At 69.3% G+C, this 19,176-nt stretch carries 17 protein-coding genes and 1 rRNA gene; 5 read left to right on the top strand and 13 right to left on the bottom strand.

Going from position 1 to position 19,176, the window contains the following annotated elements; genetic code table 11:
• Positions 1–157: 157 nt before the first annotated feature.
• Positions 158–1,674, bottom strand: a 16S ribosomal RNA gene (locus V1227_RS38070).
• A gap of 572 nt (positions 1,675–2,246) precedes the next feature.
• The gene (gene tyrS, locus V1227_RS38065; protein ID WP_329789944.1) at positions 2,247–3,521 is read right to left on the bottom strand and encodes a tyrosine--tRNA ligase; all 1,275 of its coding nucleotides are present in this window, start codon (positions 3,519–3,521) and stop codon (positions 2,247–2,249) included.
• 67 nt (positions 3,522–3,588) lie between these two features.
• Here tyrS and V1227_RS38060 point away from each other — a divergent pair, with 67 nt between their 5' ends.
• Both V1227_RS38060 and V1227_RS38055 read left to right on the top strand, forming a co-directional pair.
• Positions 3,589–4,050, top strand: a complete 462-nt coding sequence (locus tag V1227_RS38060) for a hypothetical protein (RefSeq protein ID WP_329789943.1) — start codon at positions 3,589–3,591, stop codon at positions 4,048–4,050.
• Positions 4,051–4,062: 12 nt separating this feature from the next.
• Positions 4,063–5,103 carry a toll/interleukin-1 receptor domain-containing protein gene (locus tag V1227_RS38055; RefSeq protein WP_329789942.1) on the top strand — a complete coding sequence of 347 codons (1,041 nt, stop codon included), beginning with the start codon at positions 4,063–4,065 and terminating at the stop codon, positions 5,101–5,103.
• On the opposite strand, the gene V1227_RS38050 is transcribed toward V1227_RS38055, so the two are convergent.
• The 9 genes from V1227_RS38050 to argC are packed head-to-tail and all read right to left on the bottom strand — an operon-like array spanning position 5,095 to position 12,969.
• On the bottom strand, positions 5,095–5,700 hold the full coding sequence (locus V1227_RS38050) for a DNA-3-methyladenine glycosylase (RefSeq protein ID WP_236222495.1): 606 nt from the start codon (positions 5,698–5,700) through the stop codon (positions 5,095–5,097). The genes V1227_RS38055 and V1227_RS38050 overlap by 9 nt on opposite strands.
• A complete protein-coding gene (argH, locus tag V1227_RS38045) occupies positions 5,690–7,081 on the bottom strand; it encodes an argininosuccinate lyase (protein ID WP_329789941.1) in 1,392 nt (463 codons plus the stop codon). The genes V1227_RS38050 and argH overlap by 11 nt, the downstream gene beginning before the upstream one ends.
• Before the next feature lie 12 nt (positions 7,082–7,093).
• Positions 7,094–7,360 carry an argininosuccinate synthase gene (locus V1227_RS40785; RefSeq protein WP_143022553.1) on the bottom strand — a complete coding sequence of 89 codons (267 nt, stop codon included), beginning with the start codon at positions 7,358–7,360 and terminating at the stop codon, positions 7,094–7,096.
• The gene (locus V1227_RS38035) at positions 7,353–7,838 is read right to left on the bottom strand and encodes an arginine repressor (protein WP_236222492.1); all 486 of its coding nucleotides are present in this window, start codon (positions 7,836–7,838) and stop codon (positions 7,353–7,355) included. Before V1227_RS38035 ends, V1227_RS40785 begins: the two co-directional genes overlap by 8 nt.
• Positions 7,835–8,767, bottom strand: a complete 933-nt coding sequence (gene argF, locus V1227_RS38030) for an ornithine carbamoyltransferase (protein WP_329789940.1) — start codon at positions 8,765–8,767, stop codon at positions 7,835–7,837. Before argF ends, V1227_RS38035 begins: the two co-directional genes overlap by 4 nt.
• Positions 8,764–9,921 carry an acetylornithine transaminase gene (locus V1227_RS38025; protein ID WP_329789939.1) on the bottom strand — a complete coding sequence of 386 codons (1,158 nt, stop codon included), beginning with the start codon at positions 9,919–9,921 and terminating at the stop codon, positions 8,764–8,766. The genes argF and V1227_RS38025 overlap by 4 nt, the downstream gene beginning before the upstream one ends.
• On the bottom strand, positions 9,918–10,790 hold the full coding sequence (gene argB, locus V1227_RS38020; RefSeq protein WP_329789938.1) for an acetylglutamate kinase: 873 nt from the start codon (positions 10,788–10,790) through the stop codon (positions 9,918–9,920). The genes V1227_RS38025 and argB overlap by 4 nt, the downstream gene beginning before the upstream one ends.
• Positions 10,787–11,959: a bifunctional glutamate N-acetyltransferase/amino-acid acetyltransferase ArgJ gene (gene argJ, locus V1227_RS38015; RefSeq protein WP_329789937.1), complete on the bottom strand. Its 1,173-nt coding sequence runs from the start codon at positions 11,957–11,959 to the stop codon at positions 10,787–10,789. Before argJ ends, argB begins: the two co-directional genes overlap by 4 nt.
• The gene (gene argC / locus V1227_RS38010; protein WP_329789936.1) at positions 11,956–12,969 is read right to left on the bottom strand and encodes an N-acetyl-gamma-glutamyl-phosphate reductase; all 1,014 of its coding nucleotides are present in this window, start codon (positions 12,967–12,969) and stop codon (positions 11,956–11,958) included. Before argC ends, argJ begins: the two co-directional genes overlap by 4 nt.
• 114 nt (positions 12,970–13,083) lie before the next feature.
• Here argC and V1227_RS38005 point away from each other — a divergent pair, with 114 nt between their 5' ends.
• From V1227_RS38005 to V1227_RS37995, 3 genes are read left to right on the top strand one after another with little or no spacing between them, the layout of a single operon-like run.
• Positions 13,084–14,580 (top strand): sensor histidine kinase, encoded by a 1,497-nt coding sequence (locus V1227_RS38005; RefSeq protein WP_329789935.1) that lies wholly within the window; start codon positions 13,084–13,086, stop codon positions 14,578–14,580.
• Complete coding sequence (locus V1227_RS38000) at positions 14,577–16,055, top strand: sensor histidine kinase (protein WP_329789934.1); 1,479 nt, start codon at positions 14,577–14,579, stop codon at positions 16,053–16,055. Before V1227_RS38005 ends, V1227_RS38000 begins: the two co-directional genes overlap by 4 nt.
• Before the next feature lie 10 nt (positions 16,056–16,065).
• Entirely contained in the window at positions 16,066–16,707 is a 642-nt protein-coding gene (locus V1227_RS37995; protein WP_329789933.1) for a response regulator transcription factor, read from the top strand.
• Here the strand turns inward: V1227_RS37995 and sthA are convergent.
• Entirely contained in the window at positions 16,694–18,109 is a 1,416-nt protein-coding gene (gene sthA / locus V1227_RS37990; protein WP_329789932.1) for a Si-specific NAD(P)(+) transhydrogenase, read from the bottom strand. The genes V1227_RS37995 and sthA overlap by 14 nt on opposite strands.
• A 10-nt stretch (positions 18,110–18,119) precedes the next feature.
• Complete coding sequence (locus V1227_RS37985; protein WP_329789931.1) at positions 18,120–19,124, bottom strand: hypothetical protein; 1,005 nt, start codon at positions 19,122–19,124, stop codon at positions 18,120–18,122.
• Positions 19,125–19,176: the final 52 nt, after the last annotated feature.

The raw sequence follows: 19,176 nt of genomic DNA, 5'->3' as shown, positions 1-19,176 counted from the left end.
ACCTTTCCACGCAGGCAAGCCCGCAGTACTCACTCCAGCGACAACTGTGTGTCAAGCCAGCCAGCATCCACTAATGAGCCCACCCAGCATCGAGGCTGGCGTGGTTCTGACCGATGCTCGGAACGTTTGCCCAAGACCATCGGTAGATGCTCCTTAGAAAGGAGGTGATCCAGCCGCACCTTCCGGTACGGCTACCTTGTTACGACTTCGTCCCAATCGCCAGTCCCACCTTCGACCGCTCTCTCCCTTGCGGGTTGAGCCACGGGCTTCGGGTGTTACCGACTTTCGTGACGTGACGGGCGGTGTGTACAAGGCCCGGGAACGTATTCACCGCAGCGTTGCTGATCTGCGATTACTAGCGACTCCGACTTCACGGGGTCGAGTTGCAGACCCCGATCCGAACTGAGACCGGCTTTATGGGATTCGCTCCACCTCACGGCTTAGCAGCCCTTTGTACCGGCCATTGTAGCATGTGTGAAGCCCTGGACATAAGGGGCATGATGACTTGACGTCATCCCCACCTTCCTCCGAGTTGACCCCGGCAGTCTCCCATGAGTCCCCACCATTACGTGCTGGCAACATGGAACGAGGGTTGCGCTCGTTGCGGGACTTAACCCAACATCTCACGACACGAGCTGACGACAGCCATGCACCACCTGTGAACCAGCCACAAGGGAGCCCTCATCTCTGAGGATTTCTAGTCCATGTCAAGCCCAGGTAAGGTTCTTCGCGTTGCATCGAATTAATCCACATGCTCCGCCGCTTGTGCGGGCCCCCGTCAATTCCTTTGAGTTTTAGCCTTGCGGCCGTACTCCCCAGGCGGGGTGCTTAATGCGTTAGCTGCGGCACGGAGGACGTGGAAGTCCCCCACACCTAGCACCCACCGTTTACGGCGTGGACTACCAGGGTATCTAATCCTGTTCGCTCCCCACGCTTTCGCTCCTCAGCGTCAGTATCGGCCCAGAGACCCGCCTTCGCCACCGGTGTTCCTCCTGATATCTGCGCATTTCACCGCTACACCAGGAATTCCAGTCTCCCCTGCCGAACTCAAGTCTGCCCGTATCGACCGCAGGCTCGGGGTTAAGCCCCAAGTTTTCACGGCCGACGCGACAAACCGCCTACGAGCTCTTTACGCCCAATAATTCCGGACAACGCTCGCACCCTACGTATTACCGCGGCTGCTGGCACGTAGTTAGCCGGTGCTTCTTCTGCAGGTACCGTCACTTGCGCTTCGTCCCTGCTGAAAGAGGTTTACAACCCGAAGGCCGTCATCCCTCACGCGGCGTCGCTGCATCAGGCTTTCGCCCATTGTGCAATATTCCCCACTGCTGCCTCCCGTAGGAGTCTGGGCCGTGTCTCAGTCCCAGTGTGGCCGGTCACCCTCTCAGGCCGGCTACCCGTCGTCGCCTTGGTAGGCCATTACCCCACCAACAAGCTGATAGGCCGCGGGTCCATCCCATACCGCCGGAACTTTCCACCCAAGATCATGCGATCCCAGGTCGTATCCGGTATTAGACCTCGTTTCCAAGGCTTATCCCAGAGTACAGGGCAGGTTACCCACGTGTTACTCACCCGTTCGCCGCTCGTGTACCCCGAAGGGCCTTACCGCTCGACTTGCATGTGTTAAGCACGCCGCCAGCGTTCGTCCTGAGCCAGGATCAAACTCTCCAATAAGGATTGTGTTTGATCGCTCCAGACGGAATATGTCTGGCAATCTGGTACTACTCTCAAAGGAATATCTCTGACGAGAGATATTCATATTACTGGCTGTGTTATCGGCACGCTGTTGAGTTCTCAAAGAACACGCGCTCATCATCACGATCCGCCGCACGGCGACTCGATCCGAGGCTGTGTCGTACTGAAGCTTTTTGGTTGAAACTTCCGACGCCCTTGGCCTCTGAGCTCAGAAGAGCTACCGGCTGGGTCTTCGTCGTTTCGAGGTCACCCACTCTACCACAGTCTGCGGAAGCTTGGTTCGTGACCTGTGTCGCGCTCCGTTCCGGTGTTCCCGGCCCGTTCCTCGCTGACATGGAGAAAGTTACACGCACGCCAACTGGGGGTCAAATCGGGGGCGACCCAGCTCCCCGCGGCCAGAAAACCGCAGGTCAGCAGCCCCGCACAGGACCCTCTGACCACGCTATCGCAGCACAAACCCGCGCACACTGTGACCGCGATCACACCAAGAAACATCGAAGGCCGCCGGCCCCAGGTGGGTCCGGCGGCCTCCTACGACCAGTACGCGCAGGTCAGAGCTCCACGTGCACGCTCGCGTTGTTGCGCTTGCCCCGGCGCAGCACCAGCCACTTGCCGTGGAGCAGATCGGACGACGCCGGCTTCCACTCCTCGTCGGTCACCTTCGCGTTGTTCACGTACGCGCCGCCCTCGTTGACGGTGCGCCGCGCGGCACCCCGGCTCTCGGCCAGGCCGGACGCGATCAGCAGGTCGACGATCGTCGGCTCGTCCGCCAGCCGCACCTGCCCCTTGGGCGCCTCGGCCAGTGCCGCCTCCAGCACCGACGCGTCCAGGTCGCGCAGCTCGCCGCGGCCGAACAGCGCCGACGACGCGAGGATGACCTGCTGCGTCGCGCGCTCGCCGTGCACCAGGTCGGTGAACTCCTGCGCGAGCCGCTTCTGCGCGGCCCGCAGGTGCGGTGCCTCGGCGGTCTGCTTCTCCAGCTCGTCCAGCTCGTCGCGGGTGAGGAACGTGAACAGGCGCAGGTACCGCAGGACGTCGGCGTCACCGGCGTTCACGAAGTACTGGTACCAGGCGTACGGCGACGTCAGCTCCGGGTCGAGCCACACGTTGCCGCCACCGGTGGACTTGCCGAACTTGCGGCCCTCGGCGTCGGTGACGAGAGGGGCCGTCAGGGCGTGGACGTGCTTGCCCTCGACGCGGCGGATCAGGTCGACCCCGCCGACGATGTTGCCCCACTGGTCCGAGCCGCCGACCTGCAGCGCGGTGCCGTACTTGCGGTGCAGCCGCAGGTAGTCGTTCGACTGCAGCAGCAGGTAGCTGAACTCGGTGTACGACATGCCGTCGGTCTCGAGGCGGCGCTTCACCGTCTCCCGCGACAGCATGACGTTGATCGAGAAGTGCTTGCCGACGTCGCGCAGGAACTCGAGCGCGCTCATCTGGCCGGTCCAGTCGAGGTTGTTCTCGACGACCGCGCCCGTGGGCGAGGAGTCGAACTCGACGAACCGCTCCAGCTGGCCGCGGATGCGGTCGGCCCACTCGGCGACGGTGTCCAGGGAGTTGAGCGTGCGCTCACCGGTGTCGCGCGGGTCGCCGATCATGCCCGTCGCCCCGCCCGCCAGCACGATCGGCCGGTGCCCCGCCATCTGGAAGCGCTTGAGCATGAGCAGCGGGACCAGGTTGCCGGCGTGCAGCGACGGCGCCGTCGGGTCGAAACCGCAATAGAGGGTGAGCGGGCCGGCGTCCAGGTCCTTCCGGAGCGCGTCGAGGTCGGTGGACGTCGCGATCAGGCCGCGCCAGGACAGTTCGTCAAGGATGTGCTCGCTCACGGCGCTCATTGTCCCTCACCTGGTCCAACGGGTTTCGACCCGGTGCCGGAACGGGTACGCACACGCCATGACGGAGCCACGTGACGAGTTACGGCGGCCCACCCAGCGGATGCCGTACGCGAACGAGCCGGTGCACATGCAGCGCATGGACGATCCGGTCGTGGAAGAGGTGGTCGAGCGGGACGACGACTACCGCAAGGTGCGGACGGTGCGAACTGTCTGCGCGATCATCGACATCATCTGCTGGACGTTCGCCATCGTGCTGTTGGTCCACATCTTCCTCGTGATCGCGGGAGCGAACTCCGGCAACGGGTTCTTCCAGTTCATCGCGGGCTGGGCGGACGGCATCACCCTCGGCCTGGACGGTCTCTTCACGTCCAGCACTCCGGCCGTGGCGACCCTTCTGAACGAGGGTCTCGCAGCTCTCCTGTGGTTGGTCATCGGCGCGTTGCTGACGAACCTGATCACGCGCGTCGCGCTCCCGTCGGGTCGCCGGCGCGCCTGGTACCGCAGGACTGTGCGGCACTAAGACAATGGCGGCGTGGACGAGTACGAGTTCGACGTCGCCCTGTCCTACGCCGGGGAGGACCAGCACCTGGTCCTCCCCGTTGTCGCGCGTCTGAAGGACCTCGGCGTCGCGCTGTTTCACGACAAGGAGCGCGAGGCCGAGAAGTGGGGCGTCGACCTCGTGGAGTACTTCTCGCAGGCGTTCACGCAACGGGCGAGGTACGTGCTCCTGTTCAGCTCGAAGCACTACGTCGACAAGTGGGCGCGCCTGCAACGCCGTGCCGCCTTCGGGCGGGCGGTGGAGCAGCACACCGAGTACGTGCTGCCGATCCGGGTCGACGACACCGAGGTTCCCGGGCTCTCCCCCACCATCGCGTACCTGGACCTGCGCGTCCACGACGCCGGCACGATCGCGGACGCCGTCGTGCAGAAGCTGGCGCAGCACCGCGCCGAGTTCACCGCCAGGACGCCGATCACGCCCAAGTCGGTGGCCGCGCTGGCACGCGAGAAGCCGCGCGGCTGGGAGTACCTGCTCTACGTGACCGTTGTGGCGCAAGGGCTCACGGAGCTGGAGTCGAAGTACTGGGAGCACTTCCTGCGGTACGCGCCCCGCAACGGCATGGTCGAGCACGGCAACGGCATCGACCTGATCCGCGACCGCAACGTGCTGCTGAGCGAGATCATCAAGGTCGCGGTGGACACGGTCTTCACGGCGGACACGCAGGAGGCCGCGTTCGGGCGGTCCGGGGTGCCGGGCGACCCGGACCGGATCGTGCACCTCGGCGAGCTGTTCGTGCGGACGTTCGACGAGATCCTCGAGTGGGCCCGCGAGATCCACGGCACCAGCTACGCGAGCGAGCCGGCGCGGACGGCGGCGCGCGTCCAGGCGCGGTTCGCCGACCAGCAGCTGCGGGCGATGCACGCGGTCGCGCAGGCCCTGCGCGAGGTCGCGGACACCCTGGTCGAACGGCTGACCGCCGGCGAGCACATCGACATGACGGTGCGGTTGGTGTTCGAGGTGGACCCGGCTCTGGAGCAGGAGTTCAAGGCGGCGCTGGACAGGTTGTCACGCTGAGGTGCGGCGCTTGCCGCCTCTCTTGTACGTCGACACGGCCGGAGAGTCGATCCAGAACCGCCACGGCACGTCCATCGCCACTGCGACACCGACGCGAGGACCGGAACGCACGTCGGTAGCCGGTTCATCGGCCGCGTAGAGCCGCACGGGCGAGTCGGCCGACGTCAGGTCGAGGCCGTTCGACGACCGGTCCAGCCCCAGGACCTTGCACAGCCGCGCGGGTCCCTTGGCCAGCTCGGCGGCCGAGCGCGACGCGGGACGGCGGGAGAACGCGACGTCCTCACCGGCGACCACCTCGCCCGCACGCAGCAGGACCGCGCCCGGCACGCCGTCGGTCAGCGAGACGACGTTGGCGCAGAAGTGCATGCCGTACACGAAGTAGACGTACAGGAAGCCGGCCGGGCCGAACATGACCTCGTTGCGCGGGGTCTTGCCGCGGTAGCAGTGCGACGCCGGGTCGTCGCCGCCCCGGTACGCCTCCACCTCGACGACGCGCACGCGCACGTCGCCCGCCTCCAGGTACGAGCCGAGGAGGAGCCGGGCGGCATCGACCGGGTCGATGGCCAGCTCCTCCCTGGTCAGCAGCCTAGAACTCACGTGCGGAAGCAGCCTTCGCGACGAGGGCGTCCAGCTGTTCGCGGACGCGGGACGGCGCGGTGCCGCCCTGGGCGTTGCGGGAGGCGATCGAGCCCGCGACGGTCAGCACCGAGCGCACGTCCGGCGTCAGGGCGGGCGAGATGGCGGCGAACTCGTCGTCGGTCAGGTCTTCCAGGCCGACGCCACGGGACTCCGCGGCACGCACGCACGCGCCGGCGGCCTCGTGGGCCACGCGGAACGGGACGCCCTGGCGCACGAGCCATTCCGCGATGTCCGTGGCCAGGGTGAAGCCCGCCGGTGCCAGCGACGCCATGCGGTCGACGTCGAACCTCAGCGTCGCCACCATGCCCGCGAACGCCGGCAGCAGGAGCTCGAGCTGCTCGACCGAGTCGAACAGGGGCTCCTTGTCCTCCTGCAGGTCGCGGTTGTACGCGAGCGGCTGGGCCTTCAGCGTGGCCAGGAGACCCGCGAGGTTGCCGATCAGGCGGCCGGACTTGCCGCGCGCGAGCTCGGCGACGTCCGGGTTCTTCTTCTGCGGCATGATCGAGCTGCCGGTGGACCACGCGTCGTCGAGCACCGCGAAGCGGAACTCGGCGGTGGTCCAGATGATGACCTCCTCGGCGATCCGGGAGAGGTTCACGCTGATCATGGCCAGCACGAACGCGATCTCGGCGGCGAAGTCGCGGGAGGCGGTGCCGTCGATGGAGTTCTCGACGGGCGCGTAGAAGCCGAGGTCCGCGGCCACCTTCGCGGGGTCGAGGCCCAGCGACGAGCCGGCGAGGGCGCCCGAGCCGTACGGGGAGAACGCGGCGCGCTTGTCCCAGTCGTGCAGGCGGTCGACGTCGCGCAGCAACGCGTGCGCGTGCGCCAGCAGGTGGTGCGAGAGCAGCACGGGCTGGGCGGACTGCAGGTGCGTGCGGCCCGGCATGACGGCGCCGAAGTGCGTCTCCGACTGCGCGGCCAGGGCGTCGACGACGTCGAGCACACCGGCGGCGACGCGGCGGGCGGCGTCGCGCAGCCACATGCGGAACAGCGTCGCGACCTGGTCGTTGCGGGAACGGCCCGCGCGCAGCTTGCCGCCGAGCTCGGTGCCCGCGCGGTCGATCAGGCCGCGCTCCAGCGCCGTGTGGACGTCCTCGTCCTCCAGCACGGGGGTGAAGGCGCCGGACTCGACGTCGGCGAGGAGCTCGTCCAACGCCTTCTGCATGCCGGCCAGCTCGTCGTCGGTCAGCAGACCGGCGGCGTGCAGCACGCGGGCGTGCGCGCGCGAGCCCGCGATGTCGTACGGCGCGAGCCGCCAGTCGAAGTGCGTCGACAGCGACAGCCGCGCCATCGCCTCGGCCGGTCCCGACTCGAACCGGCCACCCCACAAAGAACTCATCACACGCAACTTTCAGCTAGCGAAGTCGTAGAGCGATTCTTCCGAACGGGCCACGAGTCCGACCACGCGGCCCTCGTACAGCGACACGTCGACCTCGCCGCACCCCGACGGCAGCGCCATCCGCGCCACCCGCACGGCCACGGACCCGAGGCTGGAACGGACCACGCCCGCGCGGAAGTTGAGCTCGCGGACGGCCTCGGCGACGGACACGGTCTCGCCGTCCACCGCGACGGGCACACCCGCGTCGAACGTCAGGACGGCGTGCACGGGCTCATTCATCGCCGGAACCCGTGGCCAGGGCGGCGATCCGCTCGGCGAGCTCGGCGCCGGTCATCGGCTCGCGGGCCACGACCAGGATCGTGTCGTCGCCCGCGATCGTGCCGACGACCTCGTGCAACGCCGCCCGGTCGAGCGCGGAGGCGAGGAACTGCGCGGCCCCGGGCGGGGTGCGCAGGACGGCCAGGTTGGCCGACGAGTCCGTCGACACCAGCAGCTCGCCGAGCACGCGCGCGAGGCGGGTCGTGCCGCCCTGGACGCCGCGCACGGGGCTGCCGTCCTCAGGGATGACGTAGATCGGCGCGCCGCCGTCAGGACCGCGCAGCTTCACCGCGCCGAGCTCGTCCAGGTCGCGCGACAGCGTGGCCTGGGTGACCTCGATGCCCTCCGCGGCGAGGAGTTTCGCGAGCTCGGACTGGCTGCGGATGACGAGCTGGCTGACCATCTCGACAATGCGGCCCTGACGTGCGGTGCGAGTCATGACGACTGCTCCAGCAACCACACGAGGAGCGCCTTCTGCGCGTGCAGCCTGTTTTCGGCTTCCTGCCACACGAGCGACTGCGGTCCGTCGAGGACGTCGTCGGTGATCTCCCAGCCGCGGTGCGCGGGCAGGCAGTGCAGCACCGTGGAGTCCGGCTTGCCGGTGGCGGCCAGCAGGGAGGCGTTGACCTGGTACGGGCGGAACGGGCCGACGCGGTCCTTGCCGTCGTTCTCCTGGCCCATCGATGTCCACGTGTCGGTGACCAGCACGTCCGAGCCGTCGACCGACGCCAGCGGGTCGCTGATCAGCGCCACCGAACCGCCGGTCTCGGCGGCGCGCTTCTTGGCGTCCTGGAGGAACTGCGGGTTCGGCACGAAGCCCGCGGGAGCGCCGATGCGGACGTGCATGCCGGCCGTGGCGCCGCCGAGCAGCAGGGAGTGCGCCATGTTGTTGGCGCCGTCGCCCAGGTACGTCAGCGTCAGTCCGGCGAGCTTGCCGTAACGGCGGCGGATCGTCTGCAGGTCCGCGAGGACCTGGCACGGGTGGAACTCGTCGGTCAGCGCGTTCACGACGGGGATGCGCGACACGGAGGCCATCGCCTCCATGCGCGCCTGGGCGAACGTCCGCCACACCACGGCGTCGACGTAGCCGGAGAGGATCCGCGAGGTGTCCTCGATGGTCTCCTCGCGGCCCAACTGCATCGAGCGGCCGTCGATGATCACCGGGTTGCCGCCGAGCTGGGCGATGCCGACCTCGAACGACAACCGCGTGCGCGTCGAGTTCTTCTCGAAGATCACGGCGACGGACTTCGGGCCCGCCAGCGGCTTCGCGGTGAACCGGTCCGCCTTGTAGGTGTCGGCGAGGTCGAGGACGGCGGCCTGCTCCTCGGTGGTCAGGTCGTCGTCGCGCAGGAAGTGCCTCGGGCTCACGGCGTCTCCTCGAAGAAGGTGGGGAGCGCGGCGACGAAGGCCTGCGCGTCGGAGGTCTCGAGCACGAGCGGCGGGGCGAGCCGCAGCACGTCGGGCTGGATCGGGTTGATCAGGTAACCGGCCTTCTGCGCGGCCGCCGCGGCCTTCGCCGAGACCGCCTCGCGCAGCGTGATGCCGAGCAGCAGGCCGGCTCCCCGAACTCCGGAGATGGCGGGGTGGTGCAACGCCTCCACGCCCGCGGCGATCTCCTTGCCCACGGACGAGGCGTGCTCCAGCAGGCCTTCCGAGGCGATCGTGTCGAGCACCGCGAGCCCGGCCGCGCAGCACACGGGGTTGCCGCCGTAGGTGGTGCCGTGGTGGCCCGGCTTGAACAGCTCCGCCGTCGCGCCGAACCCGATGGTGGCGCCGAGCGGCAGCCCGCCGCCGATGCCCTTGGCCAGCGTGACGACGTCCGGCACGATCCCGGCCTGCTGGAACGCGAACCAGGTGCCGAGGCGGCCGATGCCGGTCTGCACCTCGTCGAGGACGAACAGCGCGCCGTGCTCGGCGGTGATCCGGCGGGCCTCCTGCAGGTAGCCGGCCGGAGGGACGACGACGCCCTGCTCGCCCTGGATCGGCTCGACGATGAACGCCGCCGTCTCGTCGTCGATCGCGGCTTCCAACGCCGCCACGTCGCCGAACGGGATGTGCGAGACGCCGGGGACCAAGGGCGCGAACGGCGCGCGCTTGGGCTCCTGGCCGGTCAGCGTCAGCGCGCCCATCGTGCGGCCGTGGAACCCGCCGATCGTCGAGACGACCTTGGTGCGGCCGGTGAGGCGCGCCATCTTCAGCGCGGCCTCGTTGGCCTCGGCGCCGGAGTTGCAGAAGAAGACCTTGCCGGGCTCGCCCGCGATGTCGAGCAGGCGTTCGGCGAGCTTGAGCGCGGGCTCGTTGACGTACAGGTTGCCGGTGTGGCCGAGCTTCGCGATCTGCGTCGAGACCGCCTCGACGATCGCCGGGTGCGCGTGACCGAGGGCGTTGACCGCGAGACCGGTCAGCAGGTCGACGTACCGGTTGCCCTCCGCGTCCCAGACGTGCGCGCCCTCACCGCGTTCGAGCTGCAGCGAGGGTGTGCCGTAGTTGTCCATCATGGACTGTTGCCACCGCGCGGTCATTTGCCGTCCCCCAACACCATGGTGCCCACACCTTCCGAGGTGAAGACTTCGAGCAGAACGCTGTGCGCCAGCCGGCCGTCGATCACGTGCGCCTGCGGGACGCCGCCGCGCACCGCGCGCAGGCAGGCCTCCATCTTCGGCACCATGCCGCTCTCCAGGTCCGGCAGGATCTTCTCCAGTTCGGAGGCGCGGATCTGGTTCAGCAACGACGACTTGTCCGGCCAGTTCGCATAAAGGCCTTCGACGTCCGTGAGCACGACGAGCTTCTCCGCGCCGAGAGCGACCGCGAGAGCGCCGGCTGCCGTGTCCGCGTTGACGTTGTGCGGCACTCCGTGGATGTCCGGCGCAACGGAAGACACGACCGGGATCCGGCCCGCGCGCACGATGTCGAGCACCGCGTCCGGGTTGACCTCGGTGATGTCGCCGACGAGGCCGATGTCGACCTCTTCGCCGTCCACGACCGCCCCGCGACGGGTGGCGGTGAACAGGTGCGCGTCCTCGCCGGAGAGGCCGACGGCGTAGGGGCCGTGCTGGTTGATCAGGCCGACGAGCTCGCGCCCGACCTGCCCGACCAGGACCATCCGCACGACGTCCATGGCTTCCGGCGTCGTGACGCGCAGGCCGCCGCGGAACTCGCTGTGGATGCCGAGCCTGTCCAGCATGGACTTGATCTGCGGGCCGCCGCCGTGCACGACGACCGGGCGCAGGCCGCACAGCCGCAGGAACACCATGTCCTCGGCGAACGCCTTCTTCAGCTCGTCGTCGACCATGGCGTTGCCGCCGTACTTGACGACGACGAGCGCGCCGCGGAAGCGCTCCAGCCACGGCAGCGCCTCGACGAGGACCGCCGCCTTCTCTTGTGCGTTCATGAGGAGTAAGCGCTGTTCTCTTCGACGTAGTCGTGGGACAGGTCCGTGGTGAGGACGGTGGCCTCGGCGTCGCCGACGTTGAGGTCGATGACGATTTCGATCTCCCGGCCGGAGAGGTCCGCCTCGGAGCGGTCGCGGTCGCGCGTCCCGCCGCGGTAGAGCGACACCCCGTTGATCAGGATCTGCAGCACGTCCGGGTCGATCTCGGCGTCCGCGCGGCCGAGCGCCATCGCGATGCGGCCCCAGTTCGGGTCGCTGCCGAACAACGCGGTCTTCACCAGGTTGTCCTCGGCGACCGTCCGTCCGACGAGGACGGCCTCGGCCTCGGTGGCGGCCTGCCGGACGGTGATGCTGATTTCCTTCGTGACACCCTCGGCGTCGCCCTGCAGCTGCTTGACCAGGTCACCCGCGACCTCGGTCAGCAACGCGGCGAAGTCGTCGAACGAGGGCGCGACGCCAGAAGCACCCGAGGCCAGCACGAGGACGGTGTCGTTCGTGGACGTGCCACCGTCGACGTCGAGCCGGTCGAACGTCCGCGAGGTCGCGAGGCGCAGCGCCCGGTCGAGCTGCTCGCCGGAGACCTCCGCGTCGGTGGTGATCACCGACAGCATCGTCGCGAGGTTCGGGGCGAGCATGCCCGCGCCCTTCACGAACCCGCCGACCGACCAGCCCTGCCCGGAGTCCTTCCACGACTGCTTGGGACGGCTGTCGGTGGTCATCACGCCGGTGGCGGCGTTCAGGCCGGCCTCGACGGAGGAGTCCAGCTCCTTCGCGGCGTTCTCGACGCCGGCGAGCACCTTGTCCATCGGCAGGCGCTCCCCGATCAGGCCGGTGGAGCACACGGCCACGTCGACGGCGCCGGTGCCGAGCACCTCGGCGACCTTCTCGGCGGTGGCGTGGGTGTCCTGGAAGCCCTCGGGACCGGTGCACGCGTTGGCGCCACCGGAGTTGAGCACGACCGCGGTGAGGCGTCGCGACTGGACCACCTGCTGCGACCACAGCACCGGCGCGGCCTTCACCTTGTTCGTGGTGAAGACGCCCGCGGCGGCGTCGGACGGCCCGTCGTTGACGACGAGCACCAGGTCCAGCGCGCCGGACCCCTTGATCCCGGCGGCGATCCCGGCGGCCCGGAAGCCCTCCGGTCCGGTGACGCCCTTGTTGCGGTTCACGGAGCGACTCCAACGGTCGAGAGGCCGGTCGTTTCCGGCAGTCCGAGAGCGAGGTTCATGCACTGGACAGCGGCACCGGCGGTGCCCTTGGCCAGGTTGTCGACGGCGGCCACGACCACGAGCCGGTTCAGGTCGGCGTCGACGGTGACTTGCAGCTGGACGGCGTTCGAACCGAGAACGGCGTTCGTCGTCGGCCAGAGACCTTCGGGCAGGAGGTGCACGAACGGCTCGTCCGCGTACGCCTTCTCGTAGGCCTCGCGAACGTTTGCGCCGTCTTTGAGCTGCGCGGTGCAGGTGGCGAGGATGCCGCGGGACATCGGCGCGAGCACCGGCGTGAAGCTGACGTCGATCGGACGGCCGGCCGCGGCGCTCAGGTTCTGCTTGATCTCGGGCGTGTGCCGGTGCGCGCCGCCGACGCCGTACGCGCTCGCGGACCCCATCACCTCGGAGCCGAGGAGGTTCGGCTTCAGCGACTTGCCGGCGCCGGACGTGCCGGACACGGCGACGATGACGACCTCGTCCTCGATGAAGTCCACGGCCGGCGCGAGTGCCAGGGAGGAGACGGTCGGGTAGCAGCCGGGGACGGCCACGCGGCGTGCGCCCACGAGAGCGTCCCGCCCGTTGGGAAGCTCGGGCAGCCCGTACGGCCAGGTGCCCGCGTGCTCGCCGCCGTACCACCGCTTCCAGTCGTCCGCGCTGGTCAGCCGGTGGTCGGCACCGCAGTCGATCACGACGGTGTCGTCGCCCAGCTGCTCGGCGAGCGCGGCGGAGTGGCCGTGCGGAAGTGCGAGGAACACCACGTCGTGGCCCTTGAGGGTCTCGGCTGTGGTGTCTTGTAGCCGTCGGTCGGCGAGCGGCAGGAGGTGCGGCTGGTGCTTCAGCAGGCTGTCACCGGCGCTGCTGTTGGCCGTCAGCGCGCCGATCTCGATGTCCGGATGGCCGAGTAGCAGGCGGAGCAGCTCGCCACCCGCGTACCCGCTGGCGCCCGCGACCGCGATCCTCACTGTCATGCGCATGATTATGCACGGTCATGCAAACTCACTCAACCGACTGTGGCCACCCGGCCATCCGATCGGGCCACCTGGCGCTGGGGGTGTCCCGGCCGGTCGACCATGATGATCAGCGTGGACGTGAGGGTGCGCGACGGGCTGTGGACGGTCGGCGCCTTCCTGCTGGCACTCGTGTCGCTGGTGGCGCCGCTGGGCAGGCCGGTCGAACCGTGGCTGATCGTGGCGTCGGCGGTGTGGGCGGGGGCGCTCGTGCCGATCAGCGCGCGCCGGCCGAGGTGGGCGGTCGTGCTCACCACTCCCCTGCACGCGGTCAACAACCTGCTCGCGATCGCCCCGACCACGCTCGTGATCTTCCGCGCCGCCCGGTCGGAGCGGTCGGCGCGGCGCCTGTGGGCGTTGGTCGGCGTCAGCGCGGTGCTGCAGGCCGCGTTCGGCGGCGTGCACGCGTTGCGCGCCGGGGACAGCCTGACCGAGTGGCTGCTGGGAACGGCGTTCACCGTCACGTTCCTGCTGCTCTTCCCCGCCCTGGCCGGTGCGCTCGTGGGCCGCCGCAAGCCGTTGACCCAGGTGCTCATGGAGCGCAACGACTACCTCGAACAGACGCGCGTGCTGACCGCCAACACCGCGAGGTCCGCCACCCGCGCGCACATCGCGAGCGAGATGCACGACATGCTCAGCCACCGGCTCCGGCAGCTGGCCGCGCACGCGGGCGCGCTGGAGCGCTCCGCCGCCGAGCAGGCGCCCGAGCTGCGCGAACAGGTCGAGCTGATCCGCAAGACCTCCACCGTCGCGATGGAGGAACTGCGCGAGATCCTCGGTGTGCTCGGCACTTCGACCGACGCCGACGAGGACGCCGGTACGCGTCAGGACGTCGAACGGCTCGTCGCGGCGTCCACCGCGGCCGGTGTCGCCGTCCACTTGGACTGGTCCGGTCCTGATCTGGCCGATGCCGACGCACGGCTGCGCAGGGCGGTGCATCGGGTCGTGCGCGAAGCACTCACGAACGTGCACAAGCACGCGCCGTCAGCTCGCACGCGCGTGTCCGTGGCCGTTGCCGAACGCGTGCGGGTCGACGTGGTCAACGGCCCGAGCGGCGAACCCCGGGGTGGCGGCACGCGCCGGGGCCTCATCGGCCTGGAGGAACGCGTCGCGCTGATCGGCGGGACGTTCCTCGCCGGGGTGACCGTCGGCGGCGGCTTCCAGGTGACGGCCGACCTGCCGCTGCACCCGGTGGTGCAGGACGAGACGGCGGTCGCGGGCGCCGTCCGGGAGGCACCCCCGCCGATCACCGCCGACGTCCTCACCGTGCCGCGCGTGATCGGCAGTGGCTGCCTCGGCACGCTCGCCGTCATCCCGGCCCTCGGCACGGCGTTCGTCCTGCTCGTCGTCGCGATCTTCAGCCGCGGCGAGATCAGCCCGCAGGAGTACGCCGCCTTCCAGGTGTCGGTCACGCACGAGGAGGAGATCACCGAGACGTTCGGCTTCGGCGTGCTGTCGGGCAACGCCGGCTGCTACCGCTACCACCTGCGCGACTCGGACGACCGGGACGTCGAGTTGTGCTTCGACGACGACACCGGCCTGCTGACCACGAAGAGGGAGCTCGCCCGATGAGGTTCGTCTGGCCGTCGCTCGCTTTCGTCGTCGGACTCGTGCCGCTGGTCGCCCCGCTGGCCCCGGTCCCCCACCCGGCGGTGACGACCACCAGTGCGCTCTGGATCGCCGCCCTCGTGTGGTTCGCGCCGCGCAAGCCGGAGTGGGTGCTGCTGCTCACGGCGCCGCTCTTCGCCGTCAACAACCTCTGGGCGATGGCCACCACCGCGTTCGTGGTGTTCGCCGCGTCCCGGCGCGTGCCCCGGCTCGGCAGGCTGTGGGCGTTGCTGGGCGCGACGGTCGTCCTGCAGACCGCCTTCAGCCTCTTCCAGGTCTACGACGACGCCCCGCTGTGGCAGACGGTGCTCGGCGCGTTCCTGGGGTCGGCGTTCTTCGTGGTCTTCCCCGCCGTGTCCGGGATGCTGCTGGGCCGCCGCAGGCCGATGGTCCGCCTCCTGCGGGAACGCAACGAGTACCTGGAACGCGCACGGGCCCTCACCGCGGCGTCGGCCCGTTCCGAGGAACGCGCCCACATCGCCGGCGAGATGCACGACATGCTCGGCCACCGCCTGAGCCTGATCTCGATCCACGCGGGCGCCCTGGAGCTGGCGACGGCCACCAAAGCACCCCAGCTGCACGAACAGGCCGAGCTGATCCGCACGACGTCCTCGCTCGCCATGGCCGAACTGCGGGAGATCCTCGGCGTCCTGCGGACCAGCCCGGAGCCCGAGTCGCTCGACGAGGACACCGGCACGAGGTCCGACATCGCCGCCCTGGTCGAGAGCTCCGCGACCGCGGGGACCGCCGTCTCGCTCGACTGGTCGGGCGACGACCTGCACGGCGCCGACCCCCGCACCCGGCGCGCGGTGCACCGGGTCGTCCGCGAAGCCCTGACCAACGTCCACAAGCACGCCCCCGGTGCCCGCACGCGCGTCCAGGTCGCGGTCCAAGGGGGCCGTGCCCGCATCCAGGTCGTGAACGGTCCCTTCACCGCGCCCCGCGGCAAGGGCACCCGGCGCGGACTCGTCGGTCTGGAGGAACGCGTCGGCCTGCTGGGCGGCTCGTTCAGCGCGGGGCCGCCGGCCGAGGGCGGTTTCCGGGTCGCGGCGGACGTCCCCCTGCACCCGGCGGCGCAGGCGGACCAGACGACCCCCGAGGTCGCCGAGGTCCCGCCTCCGCTGGCGGCCGAGGTCCTGACCGTGCCCCGCGTGCTGGGCAGCGGCTGCCTGGGACTGCTGGCGCTGCTGCCGATCGCCGCCGCGCTGCTGCTCCTGCTCCTGTTCGCGCTGCTCAACCCCACCCAGATGAACGCCCCCTACTTCGACTCGCTGAAGGTGGGCGTGACGACCGAGCAGGAGGTCATGGACCAGTTCGGCGTCGGGCAGCTGGGCGTGGACGGCTGCTCGCGGTTCCGGACCTCCCACAACGCGGAGCTGCAGTACAAGCTGTGCTTCCGCGACGGCAGGCTCGCGTCGAAGCAGCAGGAGCGCCCGTAGGCTGCTGCTCGTGATCCGAGTTCTCATCGCCGACGACGAAACCCTGATGCGCGCCGGCATCCGCCTGATCCTGGAGAACGACCCGGACATCACCGTCGCCGCCGAGGCGAGCGACGGCAGGCAGGCGGTGGAACTGACCCGGCGGCACCGGATCGACGTGGCCCTGCTGGACATCCGCATGCCCGGCGGGGACGGCTTGAAGGCCGCCGAGCAGATCGCCGGGTCCGCCAGCGTCGTCATGCTGACGACGTTCGGCGAGGACGCCTACGTGGCGCAGGCGCTCAAGGTCGGGGCGACGGGCTTCCTGCTCAAGGACACCCCGCCCCAGGAGCTGATCGCCGCGGTCCGCAAGGCCGCGGCGGGCGAGCCGATCCTGGCCCCGCAGATCACCCGGCGGCTGATCGAGAAGCACCTGACCGAACCCGACAGGGGCTCGGCCGCGCGCGCCAGGATCGACACCCTCACCGAGACCGAGCGCAACGTGCTCAGGCTCGTCGGCGAGGGCCTGTCCAACACCGAGATCGGCGAACAGCTCTACATGGCGACCGGCACGGTGAAGGCGCACATCAGCCGGATCCTGCCCAAGCTGGAGTGCGCCAACCGCGTGCAGGCCGCCATCGTCGCCCACGACGCCGGTCTCACGCGGTCGTGAACCGGTCCAACGCGCGGATCTTGTTCGTGGCGTCCAGAGCCGCGACCTTGTAGGCCTCGGACAGCGTCGGGTAGTTGAAGACGGTGTTGACCAGGTAGTCCACCGTGCCGCCGCAGCCCATCACGGCCTGGCCGATGTGCACCAGGTCCGTGGCGCCGGTGCCGAACACGTGCACGCCGAGGATCTTTCGGTCCACAGTGGACACCAGGAGCTTCAGCATGCCGTAGGCGTCGCCGACGATCTGGCCGCGCGCCAGTTCCCGGTACCGCGAGATGCCCACCTCGTAGGGCACCGCGGACGACGTGAGCTCGGCTTCCGTCGCGCCGCAGTAGGACATCTCCGGGATCGTGTAGATGCCGATGGGCTGCAGCGCGGTCAGCTCGTGCACCGGCTCGCCGAACGCGTGGTACGCGGCCAGGCGGCCCTGGTCCATCGACGTCGCGGCGAGCGCCGGGAAGCCGATCACGTCGCCGACGGCGTAGATGTGCTCGACGGGCGTGCGGTAGTGCTCGTCGACGCTCAGCCGGCCGCGGTTGTCCGCTTCTAGCCCGGCGGCGGCGAGGTCCAGCCGCTCCGTGCTGCCCTGGCGGCCCGCCGAGTACATGACGGCGGCGGCCGGGATGCGCTTGCCCGAGGCCAGCGTGGTGATGGTGCCGCCCTGCGACACCTGCACGTTCACGACCTTCTCGCCGAAGCGGAAGGTGACGGCCTGGTCGCGCAGGTGGAACTTGAGCGACTCGACGATCTCCGGGTCGCAGAAGTCCAGCATCCGCTCGCGCTGCTCGACGACCGTCACGCGGGTGCCCAGCGCGGCGAACATCGACGCGTACTCGATGCCGATCACGCCCGCGCCGACGACGACCAGCGACGACGGGATCTCCTGCAGCGCGAAGACCTCGTCGGAGTCGAGGATCCGCTCCTCGTCGAAGTCCACCACGGACGGACGCGCCGGCGTGGTCCCGGTCGCGATCACGATGAACTCGCCGCTGATCGTCGTGTGGTCGCCGCGGTGGCTGCCGTCCACCGCCACGGTGTGCTCGTCGATGAAGCGACCGAACCCGTTGAGCAGGTCGATGCCGTTGCGGTGCAGCTGAGCGCGCACGACCTGCACCTCGCGGCCGATCACGTGCTGCGTGCGGGCCATCAGGTCGTTGATCGTGATGTCCTGCTTGACCCGGTAGCTCGCGCCGTACAACTCGCGCTGGCTCATGCCCGTCAGGTACATGACGGCTTCGCGCAGCGTCTTCGACGGGATGGTTCCCGTGTTCGCGCAGACGCCACCGACCATCTCCTGCTTGTCGATGATCGCCACGCGCTTGCCCAGTTTCGCACCCGCGATCGCCGCTTTCTGGCCGCCAGGACCAGAGCCGATGACGATCAGGTCGTAGTCGTACGACGTCATGGTCAGCAGCCTACTTCGACGGCTGCGATTGCACCCCGGAACCGCGGAACGGCAGCAGGTCGAGCAGCCGGGCCGCGGCGCGGTACTCCGCGACCCGGTCCGCGAACGGCCGCTGCACGATCCTGTGCACGGCGTCGCGGGAAAGGCGTTCGTACGCCGGAACCGTGTCGTTGCTCAGGAAGTCCCAGCGCGCTTCCCGGTCCGCGTAGTTGAACGCGGGCAGCGGGCCGCCGAACAACGGCCGGTACTGCGCGGGCGTCCTGCCACCGGGGACGGGCATCGGACCGGCGACGGTGATCGCGTACGTGACGACCTCGCCGGGCGGCAGCAACCGCGACCGCATGCGGCTGAACTGGCCCGCGATCACCAGGTTCTGCTCGCGGGACGAGAACTCCATGACGGCCTGCGCCGGATCCGCCCACGCCGCCGTGGTCTCCGCGTCGATGAGGCCCGCGTCGCGCATCTCCCGCACCGCCTCGATCCCGCCGTGCAGGTAGGCGGCGTGCATCGCGCCGAGGTCCATGAAGATGTGCTTCTGCATCGCCATCAGCATCGTGGAGAACCAGCGCAACTCGGGCACCGAACCGAGGTCCAGCATCCCGGCGGCGAACGCCGGCGCGCCGATGTTCGCGAACCCCATCCACCGCAACGAGTCCGGGTGGGTGAGGTAGAGCTTCGCGTAGAAGTCGTAGACGGCGAAGATCACCGAGCGGTTCTGCTCGGCGGGGCGCTGCGGGTCCCATTCGGACAACCGCACCCCGGCGTCCTCGGCGGCGCGGACGATCCAGTACTGCCACAACAGCGCCTTGAAGCGCGCCGGCGCGAGGCCTCGCGCGCGGTAGGAGGCCAGCGCCTGCTCGATCGTGGCGCGGTCGTACGGCAGATCGGGGTGCACCCCGCCCCGCTGTTCACCGTTTCCGTTGACCAGCGGCAGATCGAGGTAATCCACCGTTTCCGCTTTGGTGGCACCCATGCTGCCGAGCACGAGCGCCGCCACCACCATGAGCACGCGCATGAACGCGAACTGTATCCGGGTCAAGCGTCCTTTCCGTTCACAGTCACCCCCG

The sequence above is a fragment of the Lentzea sp. DG1S-22 genome, from assembly GCF_036321065.1.
Classification (GTDB): domain Bacteria; phylum Actinomycetota; class Actinomycetes; order Mycobacteriales; family Pseudonocardiaceae; genus Lentzea; species Lentzea jiangxiensis.
This window is presented reverse-complemented; position numbering and strand designations above follow the sequence as displayed.

Bases quoted from the DNA above. Each gene is read 5' to 3' on its own strand.
- V1227_RS38060 (WP_329789943.1), top strand. From the start codon at position 3,589: ATGACGGAGCCACGTGACGAGTTACGGCGGCCCACCCAGCGGATGCCG.
- argC (WP_329789936.1), bottom strand. From the start codon at position 12,969: ATGACAGTGAGGATCGCGGTCGCGGGCGCCAGCGGGTACGCGGGTGGC.
- V1227_RS37985 (WP_329789931.1), bottom strand. From the start codon at position 19,124: ATGCGCGTGCTCATGGTGGTGGCGGCGCTCGTGCTCGGCAGCATGGGT.
- V1227_RS38000 (WP_329789934.1), top strand. From the start codon at position 14,577: ATGAGGTTCGTCTGGCCGTCGCTCGCTTTCGTCGTCGGACTCGTGCCG.
- argH (WP_329789941.1), bottom strand. From the start codon at position 7,081: ATGAGTTCTTTGTGGGGTGGCCGGTTCGAGTCGGGACCGGCCGAGGCG.
- argB (WP_329789938.1), bottom strand. From the start codon at position 10,790: ATGAACGCACAAGAGAAGGCGGCGGTCCTCGTCGAGGCGCTGCCGTGG.
- V1227_RS38025 (WP_329789939.1), bottom strand. From the start codon at position 9,921: ATGACCGCGCGGTGGCAACAGTCCATGATGGACAACTACGGCACACCC.
- sthA (WP_329789932.1), bottom strand. From the start codon at position 18,109: ATGACGTCGTACGACTACGACCTGATCGTCATCGGCTCTGGTCCTGGC.
- V1227_RS38035 (WP_236222492.1), bottom strand. From the start codon at position 7,838: ATGACTCGCACCGCACGTCAGGGCCGCATTGTCGAGATGGTCAGCCAG.
- V1227_RS40785 (WP_143022553.1), bottom strand. From the start codon at position 7,360: ATGAATGAGCCCGTGCACGCCGTCCTGACGTTCGACGCGGGTGTGCCC.